At 66.1% G+C, this 19,373-nt stretch carries 21 protein-coding genes; 15 read left to right on the top strand and 6 right to left on the bottom strand.

The annotated features are described in order from the left end of the window. Positions 1-115 precede the first annotated feature (115 nt). The 15 genes from QF050_RS12295 (at position 116) to QF050_RS12365 (ending at position 11,226) form a co-directional block, all read left to right on the top strand. Positions 116-571, top strand: coding sequence for a hypothetical protein (locus tag QF050_RS12295; RefSeq protein WP_308930667.1), 456 nt, complete (start codon positions 116-118; stop codon positions 569-571). 219 nt (positions 572-790) lie between these two features. Next, positions 791-1,213: a 30S ribosomal protein S16 gene (gene rpsP, locus QF050_RS12300; RefSeq protein WP_018768286.1), complete on the top strand. Its 423-nt coding sequence runs from the start codon at positions 791-793 to the stop codon at positions 1,211-1,213. 1 nt (position 1,214) lies between these two features. Further along, on the top strand, positions 1,215-1,457 hold the full coding sequence (locus QF050_RS12305; RefSeq protein WP_018759999.1) for an RNA-binding protein: 243 nt from the start codon (positions 1,215-1,217) through the stop codon (positions 1,455-1,457). A gap of 102 nt (positions 1,458-1,559) precedes the next feature. Continuing rightward, on the top strand, positions 1,560-2,105 hold the full coding sequence (gene rimM, locus QF050_RS12310) for a ribosome maturation factor RimM (RefSeq protein WP_308930668.1): 546 nt from the start codon (positions 1,560-1,562) through the stop codon (positions 2,103-2,105). Next, positions 2,106-2,918 carry a tRNA (guanosine(37)-N1)-methyltransferase TrmD gene (gene trmD, locus QF050_RS12315; protein ID WP_308930669.1) on the top strand — a complete coding sequence of 271 codons (813 nt, stop codon included), beginning with the start codon at positions 2,106-2,108 and terminating at the stop codon, positions 2,916-2,918. It abuts the gene before it with no gap. Positions 2,919-3,162: 244 nt separating this feature from the next. Beyond that, positions 3,163-3,522, top strand: coding sequence for a 50S ribosomal protein L19 (gene rplS, locus QF050_RS12320; protein WP_308930670.1), 360 nt, complete (start codon positions 3,163-3,165; stop codon positions 3,520-3,522). A gap of 84 nt (positions 3,523-3,606) precedes the next feature. After that, a complete protein-coding gene (gene lepB / locus QF050_RS12325; RefSeq protein ID WP_308930671.1) occupies positions 3,607-4,284 on the top strand; it encodes a signal peptidase I in 678 nt (225 codons plus the stop codon). After that, complete coding sequence (lepB, locus tag QF050_RS12330) at positions 4,285-5,112, top strand: signal peptidase I (protein ID WP_308930672.1); 828 nt, start codon at positions 4,285-4,287, stop codon at positions 5,110-5,112. A gap of 2 nt (positions 5,113-5,114) precedes the next feature. Next, positions 5,115-5,903, top strand: coding sequence for a ribonuclease HII (locus QF050_RS12335; protein ID WP_308930673.1), 789 nt, complete (start codon positions 5,115-5,117; stop codon positions 5,901-5,903). Positions 5,904-5,951: 48 nt separating this feature from the next. Continuing rightward, a complete protein-coding gene (locus tag QF050_RS12340; RefSeq protein WP_308930674.1) occupies positions 5,952-6,278 on the top strand; it encodes a DUF2469 domain-containing protein in 327 nt (108 codons plus the stop codon). Positions 6,279-6,380: 102 nt separating this feature from the next. After that, positions 6,381-6,737 carry a YraN family protein gene (locus QF050_RS12345; RefSeq protein ID WP_308930675.1) on the top strand — a complete coding sequence of 119 codons (357 nt, stop codon included), beginning with the start codon at positions 6,381-6,383 and terminating at the stop codon, positions 6,735-6,737. Then, positions 6,737-8,278 carry a YifB family Mg chelatase-like AAA ATPase gene (locus QF050_RS12350; protein WP_308930676.1) on the top strand — a complete coding sequence of 514 codons (1,542 nt, stop codon included), beginning with the start codon at positions 6,737-6,739 and terminating at the stop codon, positions 8,276-8,278. Before QF050_RS12345 ends, QF050_RS12350 begins: the two co-directional genes overlap by 1 nt. A gap of 98 nt (positions 8,279-8,376) precedes the next feature. Next, complete coding sequence (gene dprA, locus QF050_RS12355; RefSeq protein WP_308932162.1) at positions 8,377-9,513, top strand: DNA-processing protein DprA; 1,137 nt, start codon at positions 8,377-8,379, stop codon at positions 9,511-9,513. A gap of 46 nt (positions 9,514-9,559) precedes the next feature. Then, positions 9,560-10,486 (top strand): tyrosine recombinase XerC, encoded by a 927-nt coding sequence (locus QF050_RS12360; RefSeq protein ID WP_308930677.1) that lies wholly within the window; start codon positions 9,560-9,562, stop codon positions 10,484-10,486. 236 nt (positions 10,487-10,722) lie between these two features. Further along, the gene (locus QF050_RS12365; RefSeq protein ID WP_026264214.1) at positions 10,723-11,226 is read left to right on the top strand and encodes a DUF3145 domain-containing protein; all 504 of its coding nucleotides are present in this window, start codon (positions 10,723-10,725) and stop codon (positions 11,224-11,226) included. 113 nt (positions 11,227-11,339) lie between these two features. Here the strand turns inward: QF050_RS12365 and fabF are convergent, their stop codons facing one another. The 6 genes from fabF to aceE form a co-directional block, all read right to left on the bottom strand. Continuing rightward, positions 11,340-12,575 carry a beta-ketoacyl-ACP synthase II gene (gene fabF, locus QF050_RS12370; RefSeq protein ID WP_308930678.1) on the bottom strand — a complete coding sequence of 412 codons (1,236 nt, stop codon included), beginning with the start codon at positions 12,573-12,575 and terminating at the stop codon, positions 11,340-11,342. A gap of 172 nt (positions 12,576-12,747) precedes the next feature. Continuing rightward, positions 12,748-12,993 carry an acyl carrier protein gene (locus QF050_RS12375; RefSeq protein ID WP_308930679.1) on the bottom strand — a complete coding sequence of 82 codons (246 nt, stop codon included), beginning with the start codon at positions 12,991-12,993 and terminating at the stop codon, positions 12,748-12,750. 77 nt (positions 12,994-13,070) lie between these two features. Continuing rightward, a complete protein-coding gene (locus QF050_RS12380) occupies positions 13,071-14,132 on the bottom strand; it encodes a beta-ketoacyl-ACP synthase III (RefSeq protein ID WP_308930680.1) in 1,062 nt (353 codons plus the stop codon). After that, the gene (locus QF050_RS12385) at positions 14,129-15,058 is read right to left on the bottom strand and encodes an ACP S-malonyltransferase (protein ID WP_308930681.1); all 930 of its coding nucleotides are present in this window, start codon (positions 15,056-15,058) and stop codon (positions 14,129-14,131) included. The genes QF050_RS12380 and QF050_RS12385 overlap by 4 nt, the downstream gene beginning before the upstream one ends. 88 nt (positions 15,059-15,146) lie before the next feature. Continuing rightward, on the bottom strand, positions 15,147-16,391 hold the full coding sequence (locus tag QF050_RS12390) for a helix-turn-helix domain-containing protein (protein WP_308930682.1): 1,245 nt from the start codon (positions 16,389-16,391) through the stop codon (positions 15,147-15,149). A gap of 158 nt (positions 16,392-16,549) precedes the next feature. Further along, a complete protein-coding gene (aceE, locus tag QF050_RS12395; RefSeq protein ID WP_308930683.1) occupies positions 16,550-19,291 on the bottom strand; it encodes a pyruvate dehydrogenase (acetyl-transferring), homodimeric type in 2,742 nt (913 codons plus the stop codon). Positions 19,292-19,373: the final 82 nt, after the last annotated feature.

Raw genomic sequence — 19,373 nt, forward strand, 5'->3', positions numbered from 1 at the left:
GCCCCGGCCCGGCGTGTGCTCCTGCCGGTCCGCAGCTACTAGGCTGATTCCGTACGGCCGGGAAGCAGGCAGCTCCCGGCGCGCAGTTCCGCCAACGTAAGAAGGGCAAACAGCCATGGGCTTCACCGAGATCTTTGTCGCCACCCACGACGCCGCGCTGAAACGCGCCGGCCTCCTCGACGCAGGGAGCGAACCCGCGGCAAACGGCGCCCTTAAAGGAAATGCCGTACGGATCGATGGAATCAGCGACTTCGAAATCGAACAACTTGGCGATCTCGCCGGGACGGCCGTGCACGCCGGCGGAGCCGACTATGAACTGACCATGGTGGATGTGGCCAGCGACTCCCTCCTCGCCGTTCCTCCTGCCATGGTCCGCGCGCTGGCTGACCTGCTGTCCTATGAGACCGAAGGCGAGGGCAATATCCTCGAGGACGTCGCCGAACAGTGGGCCGCCCAGGACGACATGCCATTTGGCGCAGCCCAGGCCCGAACCTATGTGGAGCAGCTCGCCGCGCTTGCGGCCGGGCTGGACGACGCCGAGCGGACCGGACTGTACGTCTGGTCCGCCTGACAGGAGCCGCAGGGTCCATCCTCCGGGCGGCCGCGGCGAAATGCAGCGCAACGCCAAGTCGAAATAAGCTCGCTGATCTGGCACAATAAACAGGTACTCGATCTGCGTGGCCCCTCTCTCCGCGTCCGGATCCTGTCCTTCGAACCCGCAAGTACGGCCCGCCCCACGGGTGCAGAACGCCGGGTTCACCCCTTTTCTGAAACAGGAGTGACCACAAAAGTGGCCGTAAAGATTCGCCTTAAGCGCTTCGGCAAGATGCGCGCCCCGTACTACCGCATCGTCGTCGCGGACTCACGCACCAAGCGTGACGGCCGCGCCATCGAAGAGATCGGCAAGTACCACCCCACCGAAGAGCCCTCGTTCATCGAGGTCAACTCCGAGCGTGCCCAGTACTGGCTGTCCGTCGGCGCCCAGCCGTCCGAGCAGGTTGCCGCCATCCTGAAGATCACCGGTGACTGGCAGAAGTTCAAGGGCCTCCCGGGCCAGGAAGGCACCCTCAAGACCAAGGTCGCGAAGGAAGCTTTCGTTGCTCCGGAGAAGGGCTCGGTCATCATCCCGGAAGCCATCACCAAGAAGGCCTCCAAGTCTGACGCTGCCGAGGCCCCGGCCGACGCCGAAGCTGAGACCACCGAGGCTGAGTAGATTGCTGGCAGAAGCGCTGGAGCACCTGGTCCGGGGAATCGTCGATTCCCCGGATGACGTCAAGGTCAGTTCGAAGAACAATCGCCGCGGGGACACCCTCGAGGTACGGGTTCACCAGGATGACCTCGGACGGGTGATTGGCCGCCAGGGCCGCACGGCACGCGCACTGCGCACCGTTGTGGCAGCACTGGCCGGCGGCGAACCGGTCAGGGTCGACGTCGTCGATACCGACCGCCGCCGCTGAGCGCTCGGCAACTTTCAGTTTTGCTCCGGCCCCTCCACCCTCAGGTGGAGGGGCCGGAGTGCTTTCACCCCACCCCAACCACAACCCGGAACAGAGGAACAGATGCAGCTTCAGGTGGCGCGGATCGGCAAGCCGCACGGCATTCGCGGGGAAGTCACGGTCCAGGTGCTGACCGATGCCCCCGAAGACAGGTTTGTCCCGGGCACGGAGTTCGTCGTTGAACCTGCCGCCTCCGGACCCTTGACGGTGGACAGTGCGCGCTGGAACAAGGACATCCTGCTGCTGGGCTTTGCGGAAGTGACTGACCGCAACCAGGCCGAAACCCTCCGCGGCGCCAAGCTGTTCATCGAAACCGAAGAACTCGAAGAGGACGACGACGAGGGCTGGTACGAGCACGAACTTGTCGGCCTTCACGCCCGGATCGGCTCACAGGTGGTGGGCAAGGTAACAGCCCTGGCCACCATGCCCGTCCAGGACCTGTTGACTGTGACCACCCCGGAGGGCAAGGAGATCCTCATCCCCTTCGTGGAGCAGATTGTGCCCGAGGTCAACCTCGAGGAAGGTTTTGTGCTGCTCACCCCGCCGGACGGCCTCTTTGAACTGAACGCCGACGAAGCCGCGTCCCCGGAACCCGAAGGCAGGGAATAGATGCGGATCGACGTCGTCAGCATCTTCCCGGAATACCTGGCCCCGCTTGAGCTCTCGCTGATAGGCAAGGCCCGCCAGGATGGCATCCTGGACCTGCACGTCCATGACCTCCGCAGCTTCACCACCGACAAGCACCGTTCCGTGGACGACACCCCTTACGGCGGCGGTGCAGGGATGGTCATGAAGCCCGAACCGTGGGCACAGGCGCTGTCAGCGGTGGCAGAGGGCCGTCCCGACCCCCAGCGCAAACCCGTCCTGATCGTTCCGTCTCCCGCCGGCGAGCGGTTCACGCAGGCCCTTGCCTATGAGCTGGCCGAAGAACAACACCTCGCCTTCGCCTGCGGTCGCTATGAAGGCATCGACGAGCGCGTCATCGAGTGGGCCCAGGACCACTTCACCGTTCGCCCCGTAAGCCTTGGCGACTACGTGCTCAATGGTGGGGAGGTCGCCGTCCTGGCCATGGTGGAAGCCATTGGCCGCCTCCTGCCCGGCGTGGTGGGCAACCCCGAGTCCCTGGTGGAGGAGTCCCACTCCGACGGTCTGCTGGAATATCCGGTCTACACCAAGCCGTCCGTGTGGCGGGACCGCGAGGTCCCCCCGGTCCTGCTCAGCGGAAACCATGGCAGGATCGCGCAGTGGCGCCGGCACGAGCAGTACCGCCGGACAGCCGAACGCCGCCCGGACCTGCTGGCGGCGTTCGACGCCGGCAACCTTCCGCGTGCCGACCGCACCGAACTGCACAACCTGGGGTACGACGTCGTCGCCGGCAGGCTGGCGCGCCGTCCGGATCCGGCGCCAGGGGAGCAGGACTAGCTCCCGCGCCGGCGCGGAATTGGCGTAGCCCTTCCACTGTGGCAAAATTGACCTTTGTGTCTGCTGGGTCCGCACCTGCCACAGGGGGTAGCGCGGCCAACAGCCGGACAACCGGCCCCGTCAATCATTGAAGCGGCCGGACCACTTTACTTCGGCGGCAATAATCCGGCCCGCTTTCCGGCGGCCTGACTTGCCTGCCGTGACCCAAAGTGAATGACCTGTGGCGTTCACCAGGAGTGCAACCATGCATATTCTCGATTCCCTCGATGCAGCTTCGCTGCGCAACGATGTTCCCGAATTCCGCGCGGGCGACACCCTCAAGGTTCACGTGAACATCATCGAAGGCAAGAACTCCCGTGTCCAGGTCTTCCAGGGCTTCGTCCTGGGCCGCCAGGGCGATGGCGTCCGCGAAACCTTCACCGTCCGCAAGGTTTCCTTCGGCGTCGGCGTGGAGCGTACCTTCCCGGTACACTCCCCGATCATCGACAAGATCGAGGTCGTTACCAAGGGTGACGTCCGTCGCGCCAAGCTTTACTACATGCGTGCACTGCGCGGTAAGGCTGCGAAGATCAAGGAAAAGCGCGACTTCGCCACCGGCAAGTAAGTTCCCTTCGGACTTATCACCAGGCTGGGACGCGGCCGTAGCCGGCAAGCGCCGGAGCAATCCACCAGCGCCAGGATACGGACCATGCACCAGACAAAACGCCAGCCCCGCACCATGGGCTGGCGTTTTGCGTTCCTGGCCCTGGTCCTTGCCGTCACCATCAGCGGCGTGGTGCGGTCCTTGTGGCTCGATGTCTACTACATTCCCTCGGAGTCCATGGAGCCGCTCCTCCAAGGTGGTGACCGGATCCTGGTCTCGCGCACGGATTTCCAGGCCGACCCCATCAGGCGCGGGGATATCGTCGTCTTCGACGGACGCGGAACATTCGCGCCCCTGAACAGCGGCAGGGGTCCGCTGATGGATGCCGCCACCGGCCTCACCCAGTGGCTGGGCCTCACCGGGAGCGATACCACCTACGTCAAACGGGTCATAGGGCTTCCGGGCGATACCGTGGTCTGCTGTGACGCAGCCGGCACAGTCACCGTGAACGGGGTGCCGCTGGACGAGCCGTACATATTCCCCGGCGATGTCCCCAGCACGCAAAAATTCAACTCGGTGGTCCCGGAGGGCAGGCTGTGGCTGATGGGGGACCACCGGTCGGTCTCCGCGGATTCGCGCAGCCTGCTGGGCGCTCCCGGGGGCGGAATGGTCCCGCTGGAGCGCGTGATCGGCCGGCCGGTCCAGATCCTGTGGCCCCTTGATAGATTTGCTCCAGTAGCACGGCCGCCAGTGATGGGGCCGACAACACAGAACGGACGGTAAATGCCCGAGAACCCAGCGCGGAATCCTGAACCGCGCCATGAAGGCACCGCAGAAAACCAGGCCGTTCCAACCCCCGAAGAGCCCGGCGACGGTCCTGAAGCGGGCGCGCCCTCCCACCGGAAAGGGCGGTCGGGATCCAAGCCGGCCGGCAAGTCCACGGGCAACCCCCTGCTCGGGTGGCTCAAGGAGATCGCCACCGTCGTGGTCATCGCCGTTGTGCTGTCCTTTCTCATCAAGACCTTCCTCTTCCGGGCGTTCTTCATCCCCTCCGAGTCCATGGTGAACACCCTTGATGTGGACGACCGGATCTTCGTCAATCTCCTGGTCCCGGAGCCGTTTGCGCTCAGCCGCGGGGACGTTGTGGTTTTTCGTGACACCAAGGGCTGGCTGCCGCCCACGGCAGCCAAGACCCAGGGGCCGTTCACGTGGGTCCAGGATGGCCTGACGTTTGTGGGGCTGCTGCCCGACAACACGGACCAGCACCTGGTGAAGCGGGTCATCGGGCTGCCGGGCGACCACGTGGTGTGTTGCGACGCCGGCGGTAAACTGACCATCAACGGAACCGCCGTGGACGAGAAATATATCAACCCTGCCGAAGTCCCGCAGGTCCGCAACTTCGACGTCACCGTCCCGGAGGGCAAAGTGTGGGTGATGGGCGATAACCGGAACCATTCCGCAGATTCCCGGTCGCACATGGAAAATGATGGCGGATTCATCGACCTTAGGGACCTGGAGGGCAAGGCCGCGGTCATCGCGTGGCCGCTGAACAGGATCAAGACCCTGGACAACTACCCGGACGTGTTTCGCAACGTACCGGCGGCCCGCTGACTATGCCACCTGCCACCCGCACCGTACCGCCCGGAACACCGCGCACACGCGCCGGTGCAAATCCGGCGCGCGGGGCCAAGGCGCCCACACTGCGGCATGAGCGAACCTTCAAAGCCCAGGGCGTGCGGCTCCTGGCCGGCGTGGATGAGGTAGGCCGCGGTGCGCTTGCGGGGCCGGTCAGCGTGGGAATCGCCGTCGTGGACCTGGAGCGCCAGAAGTCACTGGCCGGGGTGCGTGACAGCAAGCTGCTCAGCCCGGCCGAGCGGGAGCGGCTGGAACCCTTGGTGCGCCGCTGGAGCGTCGCCTCGGCGGTGGGTCATGCCACCGCCGCGGAGATCGATTCGCTCGGGATCATCGCAGCCCTGCGGCTGGCAGGAACCCGGGCCTGGGGGGCCATCCTGGGCGCCGGAGTCATTCCGGAGGCGGTGCTGCTGGACGGAAGCCACAACTGGCTCTCCCCGGCCGGGCAGCTCTCCCTGTTCGACCAGCCCGTGCTGGATGCCGCCTGTGAAGCGCCCGTCCACACCAAGGTCAAGGCCGACATGCAGTGCCTGAGTGTTGCTGCCGCGAGCGTCATTGCCAAGGTGGAGCGTGACCGGATGATGCGCGAACTGCACCTCGAGTACCCGGATTACGGCTGGGACGTCAACAAGGGTTATGCCACCGCAGGGCACCGGGACGTCCTTCGTTCAGCAGGACCCACCCCCTACCACCGGATCAGCTGGCGGCTGCTCGGCGGAGAGCTGCAGGGCGCCGAATCCCCGGACGAAGAAGCACAGGACCAGGACTGAGTCCCGCCCCCGGCGCCAGCCCCGCCGGACATGGTGCAAGATGGAAGCATGAGTGCCGAGGATCTTGAGAACTATGAAACCGACATGGAGCTTCAGCTCTACCGTGAATACCGCGACGTCGTCGGCCTGTTCACCTACGTTGTCGAGACCGAGCGGCGTTTCTATCTCGCCAACCACGTGGATCTGCAGGCCCGCAGCGCCGACGGCGAGGTCTACTTCGACCTGACCCTCCAGGACGCCTGGGTCTGGGACGTCTACCGCTCGGCCCGCTTCGTCAAGAGCGTCAGGGTCCTGACCTACAAGGACGTCAACGTCGAGGAACTGCCGCGCAACGAGGAACTGGCCCTGCCCAAGGACGTGGACCTGGGTAACTAGCAGCTCCCCGACTTTCCCTCCACAGAAAGGCCCTGTCCACATACGGCAGGGCCTTTCTGTGCTCCGCGGCCGCCCGCCGCCAAGCTGGTTGCGGAGGTAGAAATGAAATCGAAGGACCTGCTGGGCCGGCACGGCGAAGACCTCGCCACCGGCTATCTTGAAACGCTGGGCATGCTGGTGGTGGAGCGCAATTGGCGGTGCGCCGAGGGTGAGATCGATATCGTGGCCCTTGACGGTGACGCGCTGGTCATCGCTGAAGTCAAAACACGCCGCTCCCTGGACTTCGGCCACCCCTTTGAGGCCGTTGGCCCTGAGAAGCTGGCACGCCTGCACCGGCTCGGTGCCGCCTGGTGCCGCGACCGGGAATTGCGGATGCCTTTGCGCCGCGTGGATGTCATCGCCGTGGTAGACGACGGCGGCGGCCATCCAGTGGTGGAGCATCTCAAGGGGGTAGGGTGATGGCCCTGGGGCGGACATATTCGATCGCGCTGGTAGGCCTGAACGGCTACGTGGTTGAAGTCGAGGCCGACATCGGCCAGACGCTCCCGGCCTTCGTCATCCTCGGGCTCCCGGATGCGGCCCTGAACGAAGCGAAGGAACGCATCCGTTCTGCCGCGAAGAATTCCGGCATTCCGCTCAGCCGCAGGAAGATCACCGCCAACCTTATCCCGGCGTCGCTGCCTAAACGCGGGTCGGGCTTTGACCTTGCGGTCACCATGGCCGTGCTCCGGGCATCGAACGACGTCAAAGCCACCGGACGCACCGTCTTCATTGCGGAGCTGGGCCTCGACGGACGGCTGCGGCCCGTCCGGGGGATCCTGCCGGCCGTGATGGCCTCAGTACAGGCCGGCTACCCGGACGTCGTGGTGGCGCAGGCAAACCTTGCCGAGGCCTCCCTCGTGCCCGGTGCCAGGGTCCGCGGCTACCGCACTCTTGCCCGCCTCGCCCTCGACTTTGGAGCGGATCCGCAGGAGCTCGCCCTGGACTTCGAACCGGACGACGCCGAAGATGTTGACGAGGGCCAGCTGCTGACCGGGCAGTGCCCCGACATGGCCGATGTTGCCGGCCAAGGCGATGCGCGTCAGGCGTTGGAGGTGGCTGCCGCAGGGGCACACCATCTCCTTCTCACGGGGCCGCCGGGTGCCGGGAAGACCATGCTTGCGGAGCGGCTGCCGGGGCTGTTGCCGGATCTTGGCGACCATGAGTCCATGGAGGTCACGGCCATCCACTCGCTGTGCGGACTGCCGTCGTCCGCGGTGCAGCTTCTGCGGCGGCCACCGTTCGAAAACCCGCACCACTCGGCCACCGCGGCGGCAATTATTGGGGGTGGTTCAGGGCTTCCGCGGCCGGGTGCCGCATCCCGCGCGCACCGTGGCGTGCTTTTCCTGGACGAAGCTCCGGAATACGAACGCCGGGTTCTGGATGCCTTGCGTCAGCCCCTGGAGAGCGGTGAGCTGGTGATCCACCGGGCTGCCGGCACTGCCGCCTACCCGGCCCGCTTCCAACTGGTGCTGGCCGCCAATCCCTGCCCGTGTGGCAAGGCCTCCGGCAAAGGGCTCGACTGTACGTGCACGCCCATCATGCGCCGCCGGTATCTTGCCCGGATGTCCGGGCCCCTCCTTGACAGGGTGGACATCCAGCTGCAGGTGGAGCGGGTGTCCCTGACCGAGTTCGGACAGGCAGGCGGGGAGGAGGACACCGCAACGGTTGCCAGCCGGGTCAGGGATGCGCGTGACCGGCAGCGGGAGCGGCTGCGTTGCTTTGGCCTGGAAACGAACTCGCAGGTGCCGGGGCGTATCCTGCGCGGTGAGTTGCGGCTCGCTCCGGCGGCCACCCGGATCCTGGACCAGGCCCTGGAACGCGGGGTCCTGACCGCCCGCGGCTACGACCGCGTCCTTCGGCTGGCCTGGACCCTGGCTGACCTGGGGGAGCGGGAGTTGCCGGACGCGAACGACATCGGACAGGCCCTTGGCTTGCGGCAGGCTGCGGCGGCGGCATGAAGAGGATGGCTGAGGTGAACGAACTGAAGGAACCACGCGTGGCAAAGGAATCAGCAAGGGATGAGGAACGGTTGGCCCGGGCGGCGCTGTCCCGGCTCATGGAGCCGCAGGACGCCGCAGGCCTGGCCCTCGTGCAAATTGCAGGGGCACCGGATGCGCTTCGCATTGCCACGGGAGTGGTCACCGCCGGGCCGGACCTGGAGCGTGAGATCACCGGGCTGCTGGCTGACAGCGGCGCGGCAAACAGCTGGGCTGGAATGGCCGCCGCATTGAAACGTTGGCAGCCGCGAATCCCGGACCTGGCGCCGGAACGCGACCTGGCCACGATGGCACGGCTGGGCGGCCGCCTGATCATTCCCGCGGACGAACTATGGCCGCCCCAGTTGGCCGACCTCGGAATCCAGGAGCCCATTTGCCTGTGGTGGCGCGGCCAGGAACAGCCGCTGCCGGGCGCAGCAATGTCCATCGCCCTGGTAGGTTCCCGGGACAGCACCAGCTACGGGGCGGCGGTAACAGGGGACTTGGCGTACTCGCTGGCGCAGCGGGGCTTCACGGTAGTCTCGGGCGGAGCCTATGGGATCGATGCCCACGCGCACCGTGCCGCCCTCGCGGGCGGTTCCTCCGCTGTCCCGACCATTGCCGTGATGGCGGGGGGAGTGGACCGGTTCTATCCCTCAGGCAACGAGGACCTGCTGCGGGCCGTGGCCAACCAAGGTGCGGTCCTGGCGGAAGTGCCGCCAGGATCAGCTCCCACGCGATACCGATTCCTGCAGCGGAACCGCCTGATTGCGGCCCTTTCATCAGTGACAGTGGTGGTGGAAGCGCGGTGGCGCTCCGGTGCGCTGAACACAGCCCACCACGCCGAGACCCTGGGCCGCGCAGTGGGAGCGGTCCCCGGATCAGTCCACAGCGCCAACTCAGCGGGCTGCCACCGGCTGCTCCGGGACGGCGGCGCGGTCTGCGTCACCGATGCCGCGGAAGTGGCCGAACTTGCCGCTCCCAGCGGAGCGGGGATGCCCGAACAGCGGGCAGGCGAAGCGGCCGTGCAGGACGGGCTGACGCTGGAGGACCTGATCCTGCTGGACGCACTGCCGCTGCGCTCGACCACGTCAGTGGAAAAGCTCTCAACGGTCGCCGGCCTGGGACAGGACTCGGTTCGGGCAGGCCTGGGCCGGCTGGGGCTGCTCGGACTTGCAGTCTCTGAACGGGGCGGCTGGAAACGAGGCAAGGTATGACCGTGTCCGGCTCCGGCGAACGCGGGGAAACTGGGAAAGTGTAGGAGTGGACAATGAAGAACTGCCCAAGGACCTCGGCACGGCACTTGATGCCTTTGCCGGCTACCTGTCGGGGGAGCGGGCCGTGTCGGCGCACACCCGGCGCGCCTACCTTGGCGACCTGCGGAGCCTCTTGGCGCACGCGGCATCCGAGGGCGCGGCCGGGTTGAAAGACCTCGAACTGGGCACCTTCCGCCGTTGGCTTGGCGGCCAGAGTTCGGCGGGCGCCTCACGCTCCACGCTCGCGCGCCGCTCCGCTACGGCCAGGGCATTCACCGCCTGGGCGCTCCGGGAGGAACTTCTGGTGACGGACCCCGCCCTGCGCCTGAAAGCACCCAAACGCGAAGGATCGCTGCCGGGAGTCCTGCAGGCCTCCCAGCTCGCGCGGCTGCTGGAAGGCCTCGAAAAATCAGCGGTGGACGGTGAACCGCTTGCCGTTCGGAACCGTGCCATCGTGGAACTTCTGTACGCCACAGGCGTTCGGGTCGGTGAACTTGCCGGGCTGGACGTCGACGACCTGGACCCGGACCACCGGACGCTGCGGGTCATCGGTAAAGGCAACAAGGAGCGCACCGTGCCGTACGGGGTGCCGGCCGCCCTCGCAGTTGACGACTGGTTGCGGCGGGGCCGTCCTGCCTTGGTGAAGGACACCAGCGGGCCCGCACTCTTCCTCGGGGCCCGCGGTGGCCGCGTTGACCAGCGCCAGGTCCGTACCCTGGTCAACGCTCTTTTCGGCGCGTTGGGTGATACCTCCGCGTCTGGTCCCCACGCACTCAGGCACTCCGCTGCAACGCACTTGCTTGACGGCGGCGCGGATCTCCGTGCGGTGCAGGAGATCCTGGGCCATAGCAGCCTGGCCACCACCCAGATCTACACGCACGTCTCGGTTGACCGCCTGCGCAAGAGCTACCAGCAGGCCCACCCCCGGGCGTGAAGAGTGTGGCTAATCGCACTGGCGTAATTCCACGGGGTACGGCACAATGAGAGTCACGTCCGGCAACTTTCAAGTGTCGCTTGAAGCTCCCTGAGCTTCATGTGGCTCGGCAAGTCCGGACACAGCTTAATCTGATACATCTGAATATCTGGAACCACCGCCGCAGTGCAGGGCACGGCAGTTCCATCCGGGCAGAGGTCGTTGGGGAAGACGTACCTAGAGCTATGGAGGATGGAATGTCTGTTGCAATGACCCGCGGTGTGCTGTTCGTTCACTCAGCCCCTACGGCGCTGTGCCCCCACGTTGAGTGGGCGATCGGAGCCGTAGTGGATAAGCGGACGGACCTTGAGTGGACCCCGCAGCCTGCCGCGCCCGGAATGTTCCGCGCCGAGCTTTCCTGGACCGGCACCCCCGGGACGGGATCCAAGCTGGCGTCCTGCCTCCGTGGCTGGGCCCACCTGCGGTATGAGGTGACCGAGGAGCCCACGCAGGGTGTGGACGGCGGCCGGTGGTCGCACACGCCCGAGTTGGGGATTTTCCATGCCGTCACCGACGTGCACGGCAACATCATGGTGTCGGAGGACCGCATCCGCTACGCCTACGAATCGGGTGCCGGCGATCCCGCCGCCGTCTACCACGAACTCTCCCTCGCGTTGGGTGAGGCCTGGGACGAAGAACTGGAACCGTTCCGCCACGCTGCCGAAGGCGCCCCCGTGCGCTGGCTGCACCAGGTGGGCTGACCGCCGTCGCCCGCTCCAGGCGGCCAAACAAAAACGCATCCATAGCACAAAAGAGGAGACCCCGCCAGATGGCGGGGTCTCCTCTTGTCCTCCAGGTGTTCTCCTGGCAGCGACTAGATGCTGCGGATGGCCACGACGGCGTTGTGGCCGCCGAAACCGAAAGAGTTGCTCAGTGCCACGATGCTTCCTTGCGGCAGGTCACGGGCCGAGGTGACAACGTCGAGCGGGATCTCGGGATCCTGGTTCTCAAGGTTGATGGTGACCGGCGCCTTGCGCTCGTGTATGGCCAGGACGGTCAGTACCGCCTCAACAGCGCCGGACGCACCCAGGAGGTGTCCCATCTGCGACTTGGTGGCGGAGACCGCCACGCTGTCCACGTGGCTGCCCAGGGCGGCACGCAGGGCCGTGTATTCCGGCTTGTCGCCTACCGGCGTGGACGTGGCGTGGGCGTTGACGTGCACCACGTCCTCGGCCTGGATGCGGCCGTCGAACATGGCTGCCTTGAGCGCGCGGGTCGCTCCGAGTCCTTGGGGGTCCGGGGCGGTGATGTGGTAGGCGTCGGCAGTGACGGATGTACCCGCCAACTCGGCGTAAATGCGTGCTCCACGGGCCAGGGCGTGCTCCTCGGCCTCCAGGACCAGGGCTCCGGCACCTTCACCCATGACGAAGCCGTCACGGTCGATGTCGTAGGGACGGGACGCGCGCTCGGGGTCGTCATTCCTGCGGGACAGCGCCTGCATGGAAGCAAATGCCGCCAAGGGCATGGGGTGGATTGCTGCTTCTGCGCCGCCGCACATCACCACATCCGCCTTGCCGGAGCGGATCAATTCGAGGCCAAGGTGCATGGCCTCCGTACCTGAGGCGCAGGCGGAAACCGGCGTGTGGGCACCGGCGCGGGCGCCGAGGTCCAGGCTGACGGCAGCAGCCACGCCGTTGGGCATCAGCATGGGAACAGTCATGGGCAGGACCCGGCGCGGGCCCTTCTCCTTGAGGGTGTCCCATGCATCCAGCAGGGTCCAGACCCCGCCAATGCCGGTGGCGAACGCAACGGCCAAACGGTCCTGGTCGAATTCGGTGATGCCGGAGTCGGCCCAGGCCTCGCGGGCGGCAATGACGCCGAACTGGGTGGAGGGGTCCATCCGCCTTGCTTCCACGCGGCTGAGGACGTCCAACGCCGGCGTGCTGCAGCGGGCAGCGAAATGGACAGGGAGTTCGTACTTGGCTACCCAGTCGTCCTCCAGGGTGCGGGCACCGGAGACCCCCTTGAGGGCGTTGTTCCACATGGTGGGTACATCGCCGCCGATGGGCGTGGTGGCACCCAGACCGGTAATGACTACTTTGCGTGTCATGGGATCGCTCTTTCGTCGGTGGGGAGTCCGCCTGCGCCAACCGCAGGGTCCCGCACATTTGATGATCGGCCAGTCCCGGTCGGGGCACTGTGCCGGTTAGATGCGGCGGGCTGCCGATCCGGTCAATCCGGACCGGCAGCCCAGCCAAGCCGTGAGACGGCGGAAGCCTGGATCAGGCCTGTGCTCCGGCGATGAAGCCGACGGCGTCGCCGACGGTCTTGAGGTTCTTGACCTCTTCGTCCGGAATGCGGACGCCGAACTTCTCCTCGGCGTTGACCACAATGGTCATCATGGAGATGGAGTCAATGTCCAGGTCCTCGGTGAAGGACTTGTCCAGCTCCACGGCCTCCGGGGCCAGGCCGGTTTCCTCGTTGACGATTTCAGCCAAGCCGGCCAGGATCTCTTCGTTGCTAGCCATTGATGGCTCCTTTTCTTGTATTGCCGGCAGGGGCTGCCGGAAACGGTCGGGCCGCGGTTGCGGACCCTTGGGCGTATCTAGGGAAGGACAACTACCTGCGCGCCGAAGACCAGTCCGGCGCCGAAGCCGATCTGCAGGGCCAGCCCGCCGCTCAGCCCGGGATTTTCCTGCAGGAGCCGGTGCGTTGCCAACGGGATGGAGGCCGCAGACGTGTTGCCGGCCTCGGCAATGTCCCGTGCCACTGTAACCGTCTCGGGCAGCTTCAGCTTCTTCACCATCTCGTCGATGATGCGCATGTTCGCCTGATGCGGGATGAAGGCAACCAGGTCTTCAGCCTCGACGCCGGCAGCGTCGAGCGCCTGCTGGGCAACTTTTGCCATTTCCCACACGGCCCAGCGGAACACGGTCTGGCCGTCCTGCCGGAGCGTGGGGTAGAGCTCCTGCGCCTCTTCAAGGAGGGCAAGGTCGCCGGTGGAATCGGACTGGCGGGCCGCCATTCCGAGGTCGCGGACGTCCAGCAGGGAGCGGGTCATCCCAATCGCATCCCATTTGCTGCCGTCCGAGCCCCACACCGACGGGGCGATGCCGGGGGTGTCGGAGGGGCCCACCACGACGGCGCCCGCGCCGTCACCGAGCAGGAAGGAGATGGTGCGTTCCCGGTTGTCGATGACATCCGAGAGTTTTTCCGCACCAACCACCAGGACGTACTTCGCAGCACCGGAACGGACCAGGGCGTCGGCCTGGGCAATGCCGTAGCAGTAACCGGCACAGGCGGCGGAAATATCGAAGGCCGGTGCCGGCGTTGCGCCGAGGCGGTCGGCAAGGCTGGCAGCGGCGGAGGGGGTTGCGTAGGGGTGCGTCACGGTGGAGACGATGACGGCGCCGAGCTGCGAGGCTTCGATGCCGGCCTTCTCCATGGCCTCCCGGGCAGCGCCCTCGGCCATGTCGATCACGCTGACGTCGGCGGACGCGCGGTGGCGGGTCACGATGCCGGTGCGCTGGCGGATCCACTCATCAGAGGAGTCGATCCACTGGCACACGTCCTCGTTCGTCACGATGACGTCCGGGCGGTACGCTCCCAGCCCGAGGATGCGGGTGTGCTCCTGGATGGGAGCCTGCTTCAGCGTGGGGACGCTCATGCGTTGCCCTCCAGTTCTGCGAAGAGTGCCAGGGCGGCGGAGAGGTCGTCGGGGGTCTTGACGGCGACGGTCTTGACGCCGGGCATGCCGCGCTTGGCGAGCCCGGCCAGGGTGCCGGCGGGGGCGAGTTCGATCACGCCGGTGACACCGCGGTTGACCAGGGTTTCCATGCAGAGGTCCCAGCGGACGGGGCGGGACACCTGGGCGATCAGGCTTTCGACGGCGGCATCACCGTCGGTGACCTCGCCGCCGTCGTAGTTGGACAGCAGGGGCACCTTGGGGGCCACCGGCTTCAGCTGCGGCTTCAGTTTCTCAAGCGCGCTGACGGCGGGTGACATGTGGCTGGTGTGGAAAGCGCCGGCCACCTTGAGCGGGATGACGCGGGCCTTGGCCGGCGGATTCTCGGCCAGGGCCTTCAGCTGTTCAAAGGTTCCGGCCGCTACGGTCTGGCCGGCGCCGTTGACGTTCGCGGGGGCCGCTCCGGCTGCCTCGATGGCTGCCAGGACCTCGGCGGGGTCTCCGCCCACCACGGCGCTCATGCCGGTGGGGGTGACGGCTGCCGCCGCGGCCATGCTGTTGGCCCGCTCGCGGACAAACGTCATGGCTTCCTGCTCCGTCAGCACACCGGCGAGGGCGGCAGCGGTGATTTCACCCACCGAATGGCCGGCCAGGATGACCGGGAGGGAATTGAGCTCCACGTCGAAGAGGGAGGCCGCGGTGACCAGGCCTGCGGCGACAATCAGGGGCTGCGCCACGGCAGTGTCCTTGATGGTTTCCTCGTCGGAGGTGGTCCCGTGGGCGATCAGGTCGATCCCCGCGATGTCGCTCAGGGCGGCCAGTTGGCCTGCCACCGAGGGTAGTTCGAGCCAAGGGGCCAGAAAACCCGGGGTCTGCGAGCCCTGTCCAGGGCAGACTATTGCAAGCACTTAACCAGCTTTCCAAATTACTGTGTGATCCAGCGGTGTTTCTCCGCACCAAGCTCACGGGGTCAGGTTGTAGGAAGTCTACAATGACTCACGTCTGGTTCCGGGACACCTGCCGCTCCGTGGCGGCCTTTGGCGGGGCCGAAAGCCGGCCCACGACGAGTGCCGCCTGCAACACAAACGCTTCCCGCGGCAGCAGCGGGTCCCAGCCGGTGACGTCGCAAACACGCTTCAACCGGTACCGGACGGTGTTGGCGTGGACGAAGAGTTCCCGAGCCGTGGCCTCCAGCGAATGGCCCAACTCCAGGTAGGTTCCCAGGGTTTCCACCAGGCCGTTGGACGCTGCCACAAGCGGCCGGTAGATATTTTTGACCAGGGAGCGTCGTGCGGCGTCATCGCCGGAAATCACCCTTTCCGGCAGGAGGTCATCGGCGGCAACCGGCCGCGGCGCTGAGGGCCACGCCCGGGCGGCGGTGAGGCCGGCGAACGCCGATTGCGCCGAACCGCTGGCCTCCAGCAGGGAACTTGCCTCCGGACCGTAGACCACGGGGCCGGGCGCGAACATCTCGCTCAGCTTCACATACGCCGATTCGCGGTCCTGGACCCCGCCGAGGATGAGGATCAACCGGTCGCCCTGGATTCCCACCAGTGCGTCCTCTGCAAAACGCCCGGCCGTCCGCCGCAATTCGCTCACATAGCTGGCGCTGGGTTCGGACGGCGAATTGCCCACCATGACCGTGAAACGCTCCTGTGCCTTCCAGCCAAGGGCCGCGATGCGGGAGCGCAGTGCATCAGTGTTTTCGCCCCGAAGGATCGCATCGACGATCAGGGCTTCCAGCCGGGTGTCCCACGAGCCGCGGGACTCCGCGGCCCGCGCGTAAACGTCAGCGGCAGCGAAAGCGACTTCCCGCGAGTACCGCAGGACTGCTTCGCGCAGGGACGGTTGGTCGGCCTCGGGCGCTATGACGGGAACCTGGTCTTCCACCACCTCCACCACGATCCTGATCAGCTGCAACGCTTTCTGCAGGCTGATGGAGCGGGTCAGTTCCGTGGGCGCCGTCCCAAAGACGTCCGTCAGGATCCACGAAGGCGAGCTCGGACGCTCGTACCATGTCACGAAAGCCGCGATCCCGTTCTGCGCCACCATGCCCAGCGCCGACCGCTCGTCGGCACTGAGCCGGCTGTACCAAGGCAGCGATTGCTCGAGCTTGCGCATGGTGGTGGTGGAAAGCTGGCCGACGTTGGCCCGCAGCTTCTTGAGGGTTTCGGACTTCTCCGGCGTGACCTTCGGCGGGGTTGGTTTCCGCTTTGCGGACGGGCTGGCTGGTGCTGGCATTCTTTGAGCATACGGCCCCTGCCGCGCAAGCTCCATTTGTGCGAAGGCTACAATCCGCATTGCGCTGCGTCACAGCGCACAGGCCCCTTTGCAACGGACGACGGCGGCCCCCTCCGTTGTGGAGGGGGCCGCCGTCGTTGCTGCTGCCGGAGGGTTTGTCAGGCTTCCCCGCCGGCGTTGCCGGTGGTGCCGGCATTGACGTTAAGCAGCTTGTACTTCTCAATCGCCTTGACCGGGGCGTCGACGTCCACCTCGCCGCGGCGCGCCAGCATTTCAAGGGCGCGGACCACGATGGAGTGGGTGTCGTTTTTGAAGTAGCGGCGGGCTGCTGCGCGGGTGTCGGAGAAGCCGAAGCCGTCGGCGCCGAGGGTGGCGAATTCGTTGGGGATGAATTGGCGGATTTGGTCGGGGATGGCTTTCATGTAGTCGGTGACGGCGACGATGGGGCCGGTGGCGCCTTCGAGTTGCTGGGTGACGAACGGGGTGCGGGCGGGTTGGCCGGGGTTGAGGAAGGCTTCCTCTTCGGCGGCGAGGCCGTCGCGGCGCAGTTCGTTCCAGGAAGTCACGGACCAGACGTCGGCGGAGACGTTCCAGTCGTCGGCGAGGACGCGTTGGGCTTCGAGGGCCCAGGGCACGGAGACGCCGGAGGCGAGGATCTGGGTGCGGGGGCCGTCGATCTTGGCGGGGGCGAGGAGGTAGATGCCCTTGATGAGGCCTTCGACGTCGAGGTTTTCGGGTTCGGCGGGTTGGATGATGGGTTCGTTGTACACGGTGAGGTAGTACATGAGGTTCTTGTCCGTTGAGTCCGGCCCGTACATGCGTTCCAGGCCGGAGCGGATGATGTGTCCGATTTCGTAGCCGTAGGCGGGGTCGTAGGTGAGGACGGCGGGGTTGGTGGAGGCCAGGAGGGGGGAGTGGCCGTCGGCGTGTTGGAGGCCTTCGCCGGTGAGGGTGGTCCGGCCTGCGGTGGCGCCGATGATGAAGCCGCGGGTCATCTGGTCTGCTGCTGCCCAGAAGGCGTCGCCGGTGCGTTGGAAGCCGAACATGGAGTAGAACACGTAGACCGGGACCAGGGGGACGCCGTGGGTGGCGTAGGAGGTTCCGGCGGCGGTGAAGGCTGCGACGGCGCCGGCTTCGTTGATGCCGGGGTGGATCAGTTGGCCTGCGGGGGACTCTTTGTAGGCCAGGACGAGGTCCCGGTCCACGGAGAGGTAGTTCTGGCCCTTGGGGTTGTAGATCTTCGCGGTCGGGAAGAACGCGTCCATCCCGAACGTCCGGGCTTCGTCGGGGATGATCGGGGCGATGTGCTTGCCGAAGTTCTTGTCCCGCATCAGGTCCTTCAGGAGCCTGACGAATGCCATGGTGGTGGCGGCCTGCTGCTTGCCGGACCCGCGCTTGGCCACCTCGTAGGACTTCGCGTCCGGCAAGGTGATCTCAGAGTGGGTGCTGCGCCGCTCCGGAACAGAGCCGCCCAGGGCTGCGCGGCGTTCCATCATGTACTTGATTTCCGGCGCGTCGGTGCCCGGGTGGAAGTACGGCGGCCGGTACGAATCCTTCTCGAGCTGTTCGTCGGTGATGGGGATCCGGAGGTGGTCGCGGAACTTCTTCAGGTCATCCAGGGTCAGTTTCTTCATCTGGTGGGTCGCGTTGCGGCCCTCGAAGTGTGGTCCGAGTCCGTAGCCTTTGACGGTGTGGGCGAGGATGACGGTGGGTTTGCCCTTGAATTCGGTGGCGGCTTTGTAGGCGGCGTAGACCTTGCGGTAGTCGTGGCCGCCGCGTTTGAGGTTCCAGATCTGGTCATCGGTGAGGTCCGCGACGAGGTCTTTGGTTTGCGGGGTTTTGCCGAAGAAGTGTTCGCGGACGAAGCCGCCGGATTCGGCTTTGTAGGTCTGGTAGTCTCCGTCGACGGTTTCGTTCATGATTTTCACGAGCGAGCCGTCGGTGTCGCGGGTGAGCAGGTCATCCCATTCCCGGCCCCAGACGACCTTGATGACGTTCCAGCCCGCGCCGCGGAAGAACGCTTCGAGTTCCTGCATGATTTTCCCGTTGCCCCGGACCGGGCCGTCGAGGCGCTGGAGGTTGCAGTTGATCACGAAGTTCAGGTTGTCCAGGTTCTCGTTCGCGGCGAGCTGGAGCAGGCCGCGGGATTCTGGTTCGTCCATTTCCCCGTCGCCCAGGAACGCCCAGACCTGCTGGTCCGAGGTGTCTTTCAGGCCCCGGTTGTGCAGGTACCGGTTGTTTTGGGCCTGGTAGATCGCGTTCATCGGCCCGATGCCCATGGACACGGTGGGGAATTCCCAGAAGCCCGGCATCAGCCGCGGGTGCGGGTAGGAGGACAGGGCGTGCCCGGCGCGGGACTTTTCCTGCCGGAACCCGTCGAGGTCTTCCTCGGAGAGCCGGCCTTCCATGAATGCCCTGGCGTACATGCCGGGGGAGGCGTGGCCCTGGAAGAAGACCTGGTCCCCGCCGCCGGGGTGGTCCTTGCCGCGGAAGAAGTGGTTGAACCCGACCTCGTACAGGGTCGCGGCCCCGGCATAGGTGGAGATGTGCCCGCCCACACCGATCTCGGGACGCTGCGCCCGGTGCACCATCACCGCGGCGTTCCAGCGCATGTACGCCCGGTACCGGCGCTCGAACTCCTCGTTGCCCGGGAATTCGGCTTCCTGGTCCACCGGGATGGTGTTCACGTAATCGGTGGTGGTCACCATCGGCACCCCGACACTCTGCGCGCCGGCACGCTGCAGCAGGCTCCGCATGATGTATTGGGCACGCTCGGTGCCCTGTTCCCTGATCAACGCATCCAGGGACTCAACCCACTCGGCAGTCTCTTCCGGATCACGATCAGGCAGCTGGTTAGTCAACCCGCTGAGGATATGGGAGGTATCTTCTCCTGCAGCCACGTCCAACCTCTCTTTGCGCGCATGAATCGGCGCACTCAGGCCAGGCAGGGTGACTGCCCGGCGTATATACGCCGTGTGCGAC

This window comes from Arthrobacter sp. SLBN-112 (assembly GCF_030944625.1).
Taxonomy (GTDB): domain Bacteria; phylum Actinomycetota; class Actinomycetes; order Actinomycetales; family Micrococcaceae; genus Arthrobacter.

What these genes read in the sequence shown, in the direction of transcription:
- QF050_RS12295 (WP_308930667.1), top strand. Translation starts at nt 116, where the DNA reads ATGGGCTTCACCGAGATCTTTGTCGCCACCCACGACGCCGCGCTGAAA.
- rimM (WP_308930668.1), top strand. Translation starts at nt 1,560, where the DNA reads ATGCAGCTTCAGGTGGCGCGGATCGGCAAGCCGCACGGCATTCGCGGG.
- trmD (WP_308930669.1), top strand. Translation starts at nt 2,106, where the DNA reads ATGCGGATCGACGTCGTCAGCATCTTCCCGGAATACCTGGCCCCGCTT.
- rplS (WP_308930670.1), top strand. Translation starts at nt 3,163, where the DNA reads ATGCATATTCTCGATTCCCTCGATGCAGCTTCGCTGCGCAACGATGTT.
- lepB (WP_308930671.1), top strand. Translation starts at nt 3,607, where the DNA reads ATGCACCAGACAAAACGCCAGCCCCGCACCATGGGCTGGCGTTTTGCG.
- lepB (WP_308930672.1), top strand. Translation starts at nt 4,285, where the DNA reads ATGCCCGAGAACCCAGCGCGGAATCCTGAACCGCGCCATGAAGGCACC.
- QF050_RS12335 (WP_308930673.1), top strand. Translation starts at nt 5,115, where the DNA reads ATGCCACCTGCCACCCGCACCGTACCGCCCGGAACACCGCGCACACGC.
- QF050_RS12340 (WP_308930674.1), top strand. Translation starts at nt 5,952, where the DNA reads ATGAGTGCCGAGGATCTTGAGAACTATGAAACCGACATGGAGCTTCAG.
- QF050_RS12345 (WP_308930675.1), top strand. Translation starts at nt 6,381, where the DNA reads ATGAAATCGAAGGACCTGCTGGGCCGGCACGGCGAAGACCTCGCCACC.
- QF050_RS12350 (WP_308930676.1), top strand. Translation starts at nt 6,737, where the DNA reads ATGGCCCTGGGGCGGACATATTCGATCGCGCTGGTAGGCCTGAACGGC.
- dprA (WP_308932162.1), top strand. Translation starts at nt 8,377, where the DNA reads ATGGAGCCGCAGGACGCCGCAGGCCTGGCCCTCGTGCAAATTGCAGGG.
- QF050_RS12365 (WP_026264214.1), top strand. Translation starts at nt 10,723, where the DNA reads ATGTCTGTTGCAATGACCCGCGGTGTGCTGTTCGTTCACTCAGCCCCT.
- fabF (WP_308930678.1), bottom strand. Translation starts at nt 12,575, where the DNA reads ATGACACGCAAAGTAGTCATTACCGGTCTGGGTGCCACCACGCCCATC.
- QF050_RS12375 (WP_308930679.1), bottom strand. Translation starts at nt 12,993, where the DNA reads ATGGCTAGCAACGAAGAGATCCTGGCCGGCTTGGCTGAAATCGTCAAC.
- QF050_RS12380 (WP_308930680.1), bottom strand. Translation starts at nt 14,132, where the DNA reads ATGAGCGTCCCCACGCTGAAGCAGGCTCCCATCCAGGAGCACACCCGC.
- QF050_RS12390 (WP_308930682.1), bottom strand. Translation starts at nt 16,391, where the DNA reads ATGCCAGCACCAGCCAGCCCGTCCGCAAAGCGGAAACCAACCCCGCCG.